This is a genomic window from Paraburkholderia adhaesiva (assembly GCF_021390575.1).
Classification (GTDB): Bacteria; Pseudomonadota; Gammaproteobacteria; order Burkholderiales; family Burkholderiaceae; genus Paraburkholderia; species Paraburkholderia adhaesiva.
Window position 1 is genome coordinate 173,050 of the sequence record NZ_JAJEJQ010000004.1, and the last position, 13,711, is coordinate 186,760.

A 13,711-nucleotide genomic window follows, 5' to 3' on the forward strand; every position below is an offset into this window, starting at 1 on the left:
TCAGCGCGACATCAGCCAGCCGTGTGCCTTGACGGTGTACGGCTTACCATCCTTCACGCCACTTTCCTCGAAGAAGTACTCGCGGGTTTCGTGGTCAAACGAGAGCGACGAATGCGTCTTCGCCACCGCGTCGTCTGCCTCGAAATGGTCCACTCCGTCCGCACGGTCCTTGAAGGCCAGATTGCGTTCGATAAGCCCGGCTCTCGTGTGCAGGCGCACAATCGCACGATGCTTGAACGCATCAACTTCGACATAGTCCAGGGTAGCGTCCACCCACAGCACGGAGTCTCCCGCATCCACCGTCAGTGCCTGCGGACTTTCGAGAATCCAGTCGTGCGTCGCGTCGTACCAGAAGAGCCAGCCGGCCAGGCCAAGCAGGCCAGCACCACCGACCCCCTCCCCGATCACACCGGCATTGCTGCCGCTGCTTGGGCTATACCCGCACATCACCCCGTTAAACGACCCGTCCGGGCAAATGATGTTGCTGGCAACGTTAAGTGTGCTGGTGTCATCAGTGTTGACTGGCCCGTGGTTAATCAGATCCCCACCGATGTTGATCACGCTGTTGTCAGTGGTGTTCAGCGAACCGTTCGCGTTGTTCACGACCGTACCATTCACGTTCAGTGAGCTGTTGTCCGACGTGCTGACGTTGCCGCTGTTGTTCAGGTCACCACCGATGTTCGTCGTGCCGTTGTCGGTCGTGTCCAGCGTGCCGCTGTTGTCCACGCTGCCGTTGACGTTCAGCGAACCGTTGTCCGTCGCCACCGTGCCGTTGTTCGACAGGCTGCCGTTGACATCCGTCGTGCCGCCATTGCTGGTGTCGATCGTGCCGTTGGCGTCGTTCGTGACGTTGCCAGCCACGTTCAGCGTGCCGTTGTCGGTCGTGCTGACGTTGCCGCTGTTGTTCAGGTCACCACCGATGCTGGTCGAGCCGTTGTCCGTCGTGTCCAGCGTGCCGTTGTTGTCCACGCTGCCGTTGACGTTCAGCGAACCGTTGTCCGTCGCCACCGTGCCGTTGTTCGACAGGCTGCCTTTGACATCCGTCGTGCCGCCATTGCTGGTGTCGATCGTGCCGTTGGCGTCGTTCGTGACGTTGCCCGACACGTTCAGCGTGCCGTTGTCGGTCGTGCTGACGTTGCCGCTGTTGTTCAGGTCACCACCGATGCTGGTGGTGCCATTGTCCGTCGTGTCCAGCGTGCCGTTGTTGTCCACGCTGCCGTTGACGTTCAGCGAACCGTTGTCGGTTGCCACCGTGCCGTTGTTCGCCAGGCTGCCGTTGACATCCGTCGTGCCGCCATTGCTGGTGTCGATCGTGCCGTTGGCGTCGTTCGTGACGTTGCCCGACACGTTCAGCGTGCCGTTGTCGGTCGTGCTGACGTTGCCGCTGTTGTTCAGGTCGCCACCGATGCTGGTCGTGCCGTTGTCCGTCGTGTCCAGCGTGCCGTTGTTGTCCACGCTGCCGTTGACGTTCAGCGAACCGTTGTCGGTTGCCACCGTCCCGTTGTTCGACAGGCTGCCGTTGACATCCGTCGTGCCGCCATTGCTGGTGTCGATCGTGCCGTTCGCGTCGTTCGTGACGTTGCCAGCCACGTTCAGCGTGCCGTTGTCGGTCGTGCTGACGTTGCCGCTGTTGTTCAGGTCACCACCGATGTTCGTCGTGCCGTTGTCCGTCGTGTTCAGCGTGCCGTTGTTGTCCACGCTGCCGTTGACGTTCAGCGAACCGTTGTCCGTCGCCACCGTGCCGTTGTTCGACAGGCTGCCGTTGACATCCGTCGTGCCGCCATTGCTGGTGTCGATCGTGCCGTTCGCGTCGTTCGTGACGTTGCCAGCCACGTTCAGCGAACCGTTATCCGTGTCGACCGTCCCGTTGTTCGTGACGTTGCCACCCACGTTCAGCGAGCCGTTGTCGGTCGTACTGACGTTGCCGCTGTTGTTCAGGTCACCACCGATGCTGGTGGTGCCGTTGTCCGTCGTGTCCAGCGTGCCGCTGTTGTCCACGCTGCCGTTGACGTTCAGCGAACCGTTGTCGGTTGCCACCGTCCCGTTGTTCGACAGGCTGCCGTTGACATCCGTCGTGCCGCCATTGCTGGTGTCGATCGTGCCGTTCGCGTCGTTCGTGACGTTACCCGACACGTTCAGCGTGCCGTTGTCGGTCGTGCTGACGTTGCCGCTGTTGTTCAGGTCGCCACCGATGCTGGTCGTGCCGTTGTCCGTCGTGTCCAGCGTGCCGTTGTTGTCCACGCTGCCGTTGACGTTCAGCGTGCCGTTGTCCGTCGCCACCGTGCCGTTGTTCGACAGGCTGCCGTTGACATCCGTCGTGCCGCCATTGCTGGTGTCGATCGTGCCATTCGCGTCGTTCGTGACGTTGCCCGACACGTTCAGCGTGCCGTTGTCGGTCGTGCTGACATTGCCGCTGTTGTTCAGGTCGCCACCGATGTTCGTCGAGCCGTTGTCCGTCGTGTCCAGCGTGCCGTTGTTGTCCACGCTGCCGTTGACGTTCAGCGAACCGTTGTCGGTTGCCACCGTCCCGTTGTTCGACAGGCTGCCGTTGACATCCGTCGTGCCGCCATTGCTGGTGTCGATCGTGCCGTTCGCGTCGTTCGTGACGTTACCCGACACGTTCAGCGTGCCGTTGTCGGTCGTGCTGACGTTGCCGCTGTTGTTCAGGTCACCACCGATGCTGGTCGTGCCGTTGTCCGTCGTATCCAGCGTGCCGTTGTTGTCCACGCTGCCGTTGACGTTCAGCGAACCGTTGTCGGTTGCCACCGTCCCGTTGTTCGACAGGCTGCCGTTGACATCCGTCGTGCCGCCATTGCTGGTGTCGATCGTGCCGTTCGCGTCGTTCGTGACGTTGCCAGCCACGTTCAGCGTGCCGTTGTCGGTCGTGCTGACGTTGCCGCTGTTGTTCAGGTCACCACCGATGTTCGTCGTGCCGTTGTCCGTCGTGTTCAGCGTGCCGTTGTTGTCCACGCTGCCGTTGACGTTCAGCGAACCGTTGTCCGTCGCCACCGTGCCGTTGTTCGACAGGCTGCCGTTGACATCCGTCGTGCCGCCATTGCTGGTGTCGATCGTGCCGTTCGCGTCGTTCGTGACGTTGCCAGCCACGTTCAGCGAACCGTTATCCGTGTCGACCGTCCCGTTGTTCGTGACGTTGCCACCCACGTTCAGCGAGCCGTTGTCGGTCGTGCTGACGTTGCCGCTGTTGTTCAGGTCACCACCGATGTTCGTCGTGCCGTTGTCCGTCGTGTCCAGCGTGCCATTGTTGTCCACGCTGCCGTTGACGTTCAGCGAGCCGTTGTCCGTGTCGACCGTCCCGTTGTTCGACAGGCTGCCGTTGACATCGGTCGTGCCGCCATTGCTGGTGTCGATCGTGCCGTTCGCGTCGTTCGTGACGTTGCCAGCCACGTTCAGCGAACCGTTATCCGTGTCGACCGTCCCGTTGTTCGTGACGTTGCCACCCACGTTCAGCGTGCCGTTGTCGGTCGTGCTGACATTGCCGCTGTTGTTCAGGTCGCCACCGATGTTCGTCGAGCCGTTGTCCGTCGTGTCCAGCGTGCCGTTGTTGTCCACGCTGCCGTTGACGTTCAGCGAACCGTTGTCGGTTGCCACCGTCCCGTTGTTCGACAGGCTGCCGTTGACATCCGTCGTGCCGCCATTGCTGGTGTCGATCGTGCCGTTCGCGTCGTTCGTGACGTTACCCGACACGTTCAGCGTGCCGTTGTCGGTCGTGCTGACGTTGCCGCTGTTGTTCAGGTCACCACCGATGCTGGTCGTGCCGTTGTCCGTCGTATCCAGCGTGCCGTTGTTGTCCACGCTGCCGTTGACGTTCAGCGAACCGTTGTCGGTTGCCACCGTCCCGTTGTTCGACAGGCTGCCGTTGACATCCGTCGTGCCGCCATTGCTGGTGTCGATCGTGCCGTTCGCGTCGTTCGTGACGTTGCCAGCCACGTTCAGCGTGCCGTTGTCGGTCGTGCTGACGTTGCCGCTGTTGTTCAGGTCACCACCGATGTTCGTCGTGCCGTTGTCCGTCGTGTTCAGCGTGCCGTTGTTGTCCACGCTGCCGTTGACGTTCAGCGTGCCGTTGTCCGTCGCCACCGTGCCGTTGTTCGACAGGCTGCCGTTGACATCCGTCGTGCCGCCATTGCTGGTGTCGATCGTGCCGTTCGCGTCGTTCGTGACGTTGCCAGCCACGTTCAGCGAACCGTTATCCGTGTCGACCGTCCCGTTGTTCGTGACGTTGCCACCCACGTTCAGCGTGCCGTTGTCGGTCGTGCTGACATTGCCGCTGTTGTTCAGGTCACCACCGATGCTGGTGGTGCCATTGTCCGTCGTGTCCAGCGTGCCGTTGTTGTCCACGCTGCCGTTGACGTTCAGCGTGCCGTTGTCGGTTGCCACCGTCCCGTTGTTCGAGAGGCTGCCGTTGACATCCGTCGTGCCGCCATTGCTGGTGTCGATCGTGCCGTTCGCGTCGTTCGTGACGTTGCCAGCCACGTTCAGCGAACCGTTATCCGTGTCGACCGTCCCGTTGTTCGTGACGTTGCCACCCACGTTCAGCGTGCCGTTGTCGGTCGTGCTGACGTTGCCGCTGTTGTTCAGGTCGCCACCGATGCTGGTCGTGCCGTTGTCCGTCGTGTCCAGCGTGCCGTTGTTGTCCACGCTGCCGTTGACGTTCAGCGTGCCGTTGTCCGTCGCCACCGTGCCGTTGTTCGACAGGCTGCCGTTGACATCCGTCGTGCCGCCATTGCTGGTGTCGATCGTGCCGTTCGCGTCGTTCGTGACGTTGCCAGCCACGTTCAGCGTGCCGTTGTCGGTCGTGCTGACGTTGCCGCTGTTGTTCAGGTCGCCACCGATGCTGGTGGTGCCGTTGTCCGTCGTGTCCAGCGTGCCGCTGTTGTCCACGCTGCCGTTGACGTTCAGCGAACCGTTGTCCGTCGCCACCGTCCCGTTGTTCGTGACGTTGCCACCCACGTTCAGCGAGCCGTTGTCGGTCGTACTGACGTTGCCGCTGTTGTTCAGGTCGCCACCGATGCTGGTGGTGCCGTTGTCCGTCGTGTTCAGCGTGCCGTTGTTGTCCACGCTGCCGTTGACGTTCAGCGAACCGTTGTCCGTCGCCACCGTGCCGTTGTTCGACAGGCTGCCGTTGACATCCGTCGTGCCGCCATTGCTGGTGTCGATCGTGCCGTTCGCGTCGTTCGTGACGTTGCCAGCCACGTTCAGCGAACCGTTATCCGTGTCGACCGTCCCGTTGTTCGTGACGTTGCCACCCACGTTCAGCGAACCGTTGTCGGTTGCCACCGTCCCGTTGTTCGACAGGCTGCCGTTGACATCCGTCGTGCCGCCATTGCTGGTGTCGATCGTGCCGTTCGCGTCGTTCGTGACGTTGCCAGCCACGTTCAGCGTGCCGTTGTCGGTCGTGCTGACGTTGCCGCTGTTGTTCAGGTCACCACCGATGTTCGTCGTGCCGTTGTCCGTCGTGTTCAGCGTGCCGTTGTTGTCCACGCTGCCGTTGACGTTCAGCGAACCGTTGTCCGTCGCCACCGTGCCGTTGTTCGACAGGCTGCCGTTGACATCCGTCGTGCCGCCATTGCTGGTGTCGATCGTGCCGTTCGCGTCGTTCGTGACGTTGCCAGCCACGTTCAGCGAACCGTTGTCGGTCGTACTGACGTTGCCGCTGTTGTTCAGGTCGCCACCGATGCTGGTGGTGCCGTTGTCCGTCGTGTCCAGCGTGCCGCTGTTGTCCACGCTGCCGTTGACGTTCAGCGTGCCGTTGTCGGTGGCCACCGTCCCGTTGTTCGAGAGGCTGCCGTTGACATCCGTCGTGCCGCCATTGCTGGTGTCGATCGTGCCGTTGGCGTCGTTCGTGACGTTGCCCGACACGTTCAGCGAACCGTTATCCGTGTCGACCGTCCCGTTGTTCGTGACGTTGCCACCCACGTTCAGCGAGCCGTTGTCGGTCGTACTGACGTTGCCGCTGTTGTTCAGGTCGCCACCGATGCTGGTGGTGCCGTTGTCCGTCGTGTCCAGCGTGCCGCTGTTGTCCACGCTGCCGTTGACGTTCAGCGAACCGTTGTCGGTTGCCACCGTGCCGTTGTTCGACAGGCTGCCGTTGACATCCGTCGTGCCGCCATTGCTGGTGTCGATCGTGCCGTTGGCGTCGTTCGTGACGTTGCCAGCCGCGTTCAGCGTGCCGTTGTCCGTCGCCACCGTGCCGTTGTTCGACAGGCTGCCGTTGACATCCGTCGTGCCGCCATTGCTGGTGTCGATCGTGCCGTTCGCGTCGTTCGTGACGTTGCCAGCCACGTTCAGCGAACCGTTATCCGTGTCGACCGTCCCGTTGTTCGTGACGTTGCCACCCACGTTCAGCGTGCCGTTGTCGGTCGTGCTGACATTGCCGCTGTTGTTCAGGTCGCCACCGATGTTCGTCGAGCCGTTGTCCGTCGTGTCCAGCGTGCCGTTGTTGTCCACGCTGCCGTTGACGTTCAGCGAACCGTTGTCGGTTGCCACCGTCCCGTTGTTCGACAGGCTGCCGTTGACATCCGTCGTGCCGCCATTGCTGGTGTCGATCGTGCCGTTCGCGTCGTTCGTGACGTTACCCGACACGTTCAGCGTGCCGTTGTCGGTCGTGCTGACGTTGCCGCTGTTGTTCAGGTCACCACCGATGCTGGTCGTGCCGTTGTCCGTCGTATCCAGCGTGCCGTTGTTGTCCACGCTGCCGTTGACGTTCAGCGTGCCGTTGTCGGTTGCCACCGTCCCGTTGTTCGAGAGGCTGCCGTTGACATCCGTCGTGCCGCCATTGCTGGTGTCGATCGTGCCGTTCGCGTCGTTCGTGACGTTGCCAGCCACGTTCAGCGAACCGTTATCCGTGTCGACCGTCCCGTTGTTCGTGACGTTGCCACCCACGTTCAGCGTGCCGTTGTCGGTCGTGCTGACGTTGCCGCTGTTGTTCAGGTCGCCACCGATGCTGGTCGTGCCGTTGTCCGTCGTGTCCAGCGTGCCGTTGTTGTCCACGCTGCCGTTGACGTTCAGCGTGCCGTTGTCCGTCGCCACCGTGCCGTTGTTCGACAGGCTGCCGTTGACATCCGTCGTGCCGCCATTGCTGGTGTCGATCGTGCCGTTCGCGTCGTTCGTGACGTTGCCAGCCACGTTCAGCGTGCCGTTGTCGGTCGTGCTGACGTTGCCGCTGTTGTTCAGGTCGCCACCGATGCTGGTGGTGCCGTTGTCCGTCGTGTCCAGCGTGCCGCTGTTGTCCACGCTGCCGTTGACGTTCAGCGAACCGTTGTCCGTCGCCACCGTCCCGTTGTTCGTGACGTTGCCACCCACGTTCAGCGAGCCGTTGTCGGTCGTACTGACGTTGCCGCTGTTGTTCAGGTCGCCACCGATGCTGGTGGTGCCGTTGTCCGTCGTGTTCAGCGTGCCGTTGTTGTCCACGCTGCCGTTGACGTTCAGCGAACCGTTGTCCGTCGCCACCGTGCCGTTGTTCGACAGGCTGCCGTTGACATCCGTCGTGCCGCCATTGCTGGTGTCGATCGTGCCGTTCGCGTCGTTCGTGACGTTGCCAGCCACGTTCAGCGAACCGTTATCCGTGTCGACCGTCCCGTTGTTCGTGACGTTGCCACCCACGTTCAGCGAACCGTTGTCGGTTGCCACCGTCCCGTTGTTCGACAGGCTGCCGTTGACATCCGTCGTGCCGCCATTGCTGGTGTCGATCGTGCCGTTCGCGTCGTTCGTGACGTTGCCAGCCACGTTCAGCGTGCCGTTGTCGGTCGTGCTGACGTTGCCGCTGTTGTTCAGGTCACCACCGATGTTCGTCGTGCCGTTGTCCGTCGTGTTCAGCGTGCCGTTGTTGTCCACGCTGCCGTTGACGTTCAGCGAACCGTTGTCCGTCGCCACCGTGCCGTTGTTCGACAGGCTGCCGTTGACATCCGTCGTGCCGCCATTGCTGGTGTCGATCGTGCCGTTCGCGTCGTTCGTGACGTTACCCGACACGTTCAGCGTGCCGTTGTCGGTCGTGCTGACGTTGCCGCTGTTGTTCAGGTCACCACCGATGCTGGTCGTGCCGTTGTCCGTCGTATCCAGCGTGCCGTTGTTGTCCACGCTGCCGTTGACGTTCAGCGAACCGTTGTCGGTTGCCACCGTCCCGTTGTTCGACAGGCTGCCGTTGACATCCGTCGTGCCGCCATTGCTGGTGTCGATCGTGCCGTTCGCGTCGTTCGTGACGTTGCCAGCCACGTTCAGCGTGCCGTTGTCGGTCGTGCTGACGTTGCCGCTGTTGTTCAGGTCACCACCGATGCTGGTGGTGCCGTTGTCCGTCGTGTCCAGCGTGCCGTTGTTGTCCACGCTGCCGTTGACGTTCAGCGAACCGTTGTCGGTTGCCACCGTCCCGTTGTTCGACAGGCTGCCGTTGACATCCGTCGTGCCGCCATTGCTGGTGTCGATCGTGCCGTTCGCGTCGTTCGTGACGTTGCCCGACACGTTCAGCGTGCCGTTGTCGGTCGTGCTGACGTTGCCGCTGTTGTTCAGGTCACCACCGATGCTGGTCGTGCCGTTGTCCGTCGTATCCAGCGTGCCGTTGTTGTCCACGCTGCCGTTGACGTTCAGCGAACCGTTGTCGGTTGCCACCGTCCCGTTGTTCGACAGGCTGCCGTTGACATCCGTCGTGCCGCCATTGCTGGTGTCGATCGTGCCGTTCGCGTCGTTCGTGACGTTGCCAGCCACGTTCAGCGTGCCGTTGTCGGTCGTGCTGACGTTGCCGCTGTTGTTCAGGTCACCACCGATGTTCGTCGTGCCGTTGTCCGTCGTGTTCAGCGTGCCGTTGTTGTCCACGCTGCCGTTGACGTTCAGCGAACCGTTGTCCGTCGCCACCGTGCCGTTGTTCGACAGGCTGCCGTTGACATCCGTCGTGCCGCCATTGCTGGTGTCGATCGTGCCGTTCGCGTCGTTCGTGACGTTGCCAGCCACGTTCAGCGTGCCGTTGTCGGTCGTGCTGACGTTGCCGCTGTTGTTCAGGTCGCCACCGATGCTGGTGGTGCCGTTGTCCGTCGTGTCCAGCGTGCCGCTGTTGTCCACGCTGCCGTTGACGTTCAGCGAACCGTTGTCCGTCGCCACCGTCCCGTTGTTCGTGACGTTGCCACCCACGTTCAGCGAGCCGTTGTCGGTCGTACTGACGTTGCCGCTGTTGTTCAGGTCGCCACCGATGCTGGTGGTGCCGTTGTCCGTCGTGTCCAGCGTGCCGTTGTTGTCCACGCTGCCGTTGACGTTCAGCGAACCGTTGTCCGTCGCCACCGTCCCGTTGTTCGTGACGTTGCCACCCACGTTCAGCGAGCCGTTGTCGGTCGTACTGACGTTGCCGCTGTTGTTCAGGTCACCACCGATGCTGGTCGTGCCGTTGTCCGTCGTATCCAGCGTGCCGTTGTTGTCCACGCTGCCGTTGACGTTCAGCGTGCCGTTGTCCGTCGCCACCGTGCCGTTGTTCGACAGGCTGCCGTTGACATCCGTCGTGCCGCCATTGCTGGTGTCGATCGTGCCGTTCGCGTCGTTCGTGACGTTGCCAGCCACGTTCAGCGTGCCGTTGTCGGTCGTGCTGACGTTGCCGCTGTTGTTCAGGTCACCACCGATGCTGGTCGTGCCGTTGTCCGTCGTGTCCAGCGTGCCGCTGTTGTCCACGCTGCCGTTGACGTTCAGCGAACCGTTGTCCGTCGCCACCGTCCCGTTGTTCGTGACGTTGCCACCCACGTTCAGCGAGCCGTTGTCGGTCGTACTGACGTTGCCGCTGTTGTTCAGGTCGCCACCGATGCTGGTGGTGCCGTTGTCCGTCGTGTCCAGCGTGCCGTTGTTGTCCACGCTGCCGTTGACGTTCAGCGAACCGTTGTCCGTCGCCACCGTCCCGTTGTTCGTGACGTTGCCACCCACGTTCAGCGAGCCGTTGTCGGTCGTACTGACGTTGCCGCTGTTGTTCAGGTCGCCACCGATGCTGGTGGTGCCGTTGTCCGTCGTGTTCAGCGTGCCGTTGTTGTCCACGCTGCCGTTGACGTTCAGCGAACCGTTGTCCGTCGCCACCGTGCCGTTGTTCGACAGGCTGCCGTTGACATCCGTCGTGCCGCCATTGCTGGTGTCGATCGTGCCGTTCGCGTCGTTCGTGACGTTGCCAGCCACGTTCAGCGAACCGTTATCCGTGTCGACCGTCCCGTTGTTCGTGACGTTGCCACCCACGTTCAGCGAGCCGTTGTCGGTCGTACTGACGTTGCCGCTGTTGTTCAGGTCACCACCGATGCTGGTGGTGCCGTTGTCCGTCGTGTCCAGCGTGCCGCTGTTGTCCACGCTGCCGTTGACGTTCAGCGAACCGTTGTCGGTTGCCACCGTCCCGTTGTTCGACAGGCTGCCGTTGACATCCGTCGTGCCGCCATTGCTGGTGTCGATCGTGCCATTCGCGTCGTTCGTGACGTTGCCCGACACGTTCAGCGTGCCGTTGTCGGTCGTGCTGACATTGCCGCTGTTGTTCAGGTCGCCACCGATGTTCGTCGAGCCGTTGTCCGTCGTGTCCAGCGTGCCGTTGTTGTCCACGCTGCCGTTGACGTTCAGCGAACCGTTGTCCGTCGCCACCGTGCCGTTGTTCGACAGGCTGCCGTTGACATCCGTCGTGCCGCCATTGCTGGTGTCGATCGTGCCGTTCGCGTCGTTCGTGACGTTGCCAGCCACGTTCAGCGAACCGTTATCCGTGTCGACCGTCCCGTTGTTCGTGACGTTGCCACCCACGTTCAGCGAGCCGTTGTCGGTCGTGCTGACGTTGCCGCTGTTGTTCAGGTCACCACCGATGTTCGTCGTGCCGTTGTCCGTCGTGTCCAGCGTGCCATTGTTGTCCACGCTGCCGTTGACGTTCAGCGTGCCGTTGTCCGTGTCGACCGTCCCGTTGTTCGACAGGCTGCCGTTGACATCGGTCGTGCCGCCATTGCTGGTGTCGATCGTGCCGTTCGCGTCGTTCGTGACGTTGCCCGACACGTTCAGCGAGCCGTTGTCGGTCGTACTGACGTTGCCGCTGTTGTTCAGGTCGCCACCGATGCTGGTGGTGCCGTTGTCCGTCGTGTCCAGCGTGCCGTTGTTGTCCACGCTGCCGTTGACGTTCAGCGAACCGTTGTCCGTCGCCACCGTCCCGTTGTTCGTGACGTTGCCACCCACGTTCAGCGAGCCGTTGTCGGTCGTACTGACGTTGCCGCTGTTGTTCAGGTCGCCACCGATGCTGGTGGTGCCGTTGTCCGTCGTGTTCAGCGTGCCGTTGTTGTCCACGCTGCCGTTGACGTTCAGCGAACCGTTGTCCGTCGCCACCGTGCCGTTGTTCGACAGGCTGCCGTTGACATCCGTCGTGCCGCCATTGCTGGTGTCGATCGTGCCGTTCGCGTCGTTCGTGACGTTGCCAGCCACGTTCAGCGAACCGTTATCCGTGTCGACCGTCCCGTTGTTCGTGACGTTGCCACCCACGTTCAGCGTGCCGTTGTCGGTCGTGCTGACATTGCCGCTGTTGTTCAGGTCGCCACCGATGTTCGTCGAGCCGTTGTCCGTCGTGTCCAGCGTGCCGTTGTTGTCCACGCTGCCGTTGACGTTCAGCGAACCGTTGTCGGTTGCCACCGTCCCGTTGTTCGACAGGCTGCCGTTGACATCCGTCGTGCCGCCATTGCTGGTGTCGATCGTGCCGTTCGCGTCGTTCGTGACGTTACCCGACACGTTCAGCGTGCCGTTGTCGGTCGTGCTGACGTTGCCGCTGTTGTTCAGGTCACCACCGATGCTGGTCGTGCCGTTGTCCGTCGTATCCAGCGTGCCGTTGTTGTCCACGCTGCCGTTGACGTTCAGCGAACCGTTGTCGGTTGCCACCGTCCCGTTGTTCGACAGGCTGCCGTTGACATCCGTCGTGCCGCCATTGCTGGTGTCGATCGTGCCGTTCGCGTCGTTCGTGACGTTGCCAGCCACGTTCAGCGAACCGTTATCCGTGTCGACCGTCCCGTTGTTCGTGACGTTGCCACCCACGTTCAGCGTGCCGTTGTCGGTCGTGCTGACGTTGCCGCTGTTGTTCAGGTCGCCACCGATGCTGGTCGTGCCGTTGTCCGTCGTGTCCAGCGTGCCGTTGTTGTCCACGCTGCCGTTGACGTTCAGCGTGCCGTTGTCCGTCGCCACCGTGCCGTTGTTCGACAGGCTGCCGTTGACATCCGTCGTGCCGCCATTGCTGGTGTCGATCGTGCCGTTCGCGTCGTTCGTGACGTTGCCAGCCACGTTCAGCGAACCGTTATCCGTGTCGACCGTCCCGTTGTTCGTGACGTTGCCACCCACGTTCAGCGTGCCGTTGTCGGTCGTGCTGACATTGCCGCTGTTGTTCAGGTCGCCACCGATGTTCGTCGAGCCGTTGTCCGTCGTGTCCAGCGTGCCGTTGTTGTCCACGCTGCCGTTGACGTTCAGCGAACCGTTGTCGGTTGCCACCGTCCCGTTGTTCGACAGGCTGCCGTTGACATCCGTCGTGCCGCCATTGCTGGTGTCGATCGTGCCGTTCGCGTCGTTCGTGACGTTACCCGACACGTTCAGCGTGCCGTTGTCGGTCGTGCTGACGTTGCCGCTGTTGTTCAGGTCACCACCGATGCTGGTCGTGCCGTTGTCCGTCGTATCCAGCGTGCCGTTGTTGTCCACGCTGCCGTTGACGTTCAGCGTGCCGTTGTCCGTCGCCACCGTGCCGTTGTTCGACAGGCTGCCGTTGACATCCGTCGTGCCGCCATTGCTGGTGTCGATCGTGCCGTTCGCGTCGTTCGTGACGTTGCCAGCCACGTTCAGCGTGCCGTTGTCGGTCGTGCTGACGTTGCCGCTGTTGTTCAGGTCGCCACCGATGCTGGTGGTGCCGTTGTCCGTCGTGTCCAGCGTGCCGCTGTTGTCCACGCTGCCGTTGACGTTCAGCGAACCGTTGTCCGTCGCCACCGTCCCGTTGTTCGTGACGTTGCCACCCACGTTCAGCGAGCCGTTGTCGGTCGTACTGACGTTGCCGCTGTTGTTCAGGTCGCCACCGATGCTGGTGGTGCCGTTGTCCGTCGTGTCCAGCGTGCCGTTGTTGTCCACGCTGCCGTTGACGTTCAGCGAACCGTTGTCCGTCGCCACCGTCCCGTTGTTCGTGACGTTGCCACCCACGTTCAGCGAGCCGTTGTCGGTCGTACTGACGTTGCCGCTGTTGTTCAGGTCGCCACCGATGCTGGTGGTGCCGTTGTCCGTCGTGTCCAGCGTGCCGCTGTTGTCCACGCTGCCGTTGACGTTCAGCGAACCGTTGTCCGTCGCCACCGTGCCGTTGTTCGCCAGGCTGCCGTTGACATCCGTCGTGCCGCCATTGCTGGTGTCGATCGTGCCGTTGGCGTCGTTCGTGACGTTGCCCGACACGTTCAGCGTGCCGTTGTCGGTCGTGCTGACGTTGCCGCTGTTGTTCAGGTCACCACCGATGCTGGTGGTGCCATTGTCCGTCGTGTCCAGCGTGCCGTTGTTGTCCACGCTGCCGTTGACGTTCAGCGAACCGTTGTCGGTGGCCACCGTCCCGTTGTTCGAGAGGCTGCCGTTGACATCCGTCGTGCCGCCATTGCTGGTGTCGATCGTGCCGTTCGCGTCGTTCGTGACGTTGCCCGACACGTTCAGCGAGCCGTTGTCGGTCGTACTGACGTTGCCGCTGTTGTTCAGGTCGCCACCGATGCTGGTGGTG

At 62.3% G+C, this 13,711-nt stretch carries 1 protein-coding gene (cut by a window edge); it reads right to left on the reverse strand.

Annotated elements, in window-relative coordinates:
* Positions 1 to 13,711, reverse strand: the 3' portion of a protein-coding gene (locus tag L0U80_RS28895; RefSeq protein ID WP_233874363.1) for an ESPR-type extended signal peptide-containing protein. It continues 37,532 nt past the right edge of the window; only the last 13,711 of its 51,243 coding nucleotides appear in the window; the start codon falls outside the window, past its right edge — the gene reads right to left on this strand; its stop codon occupies positions 1 to 3.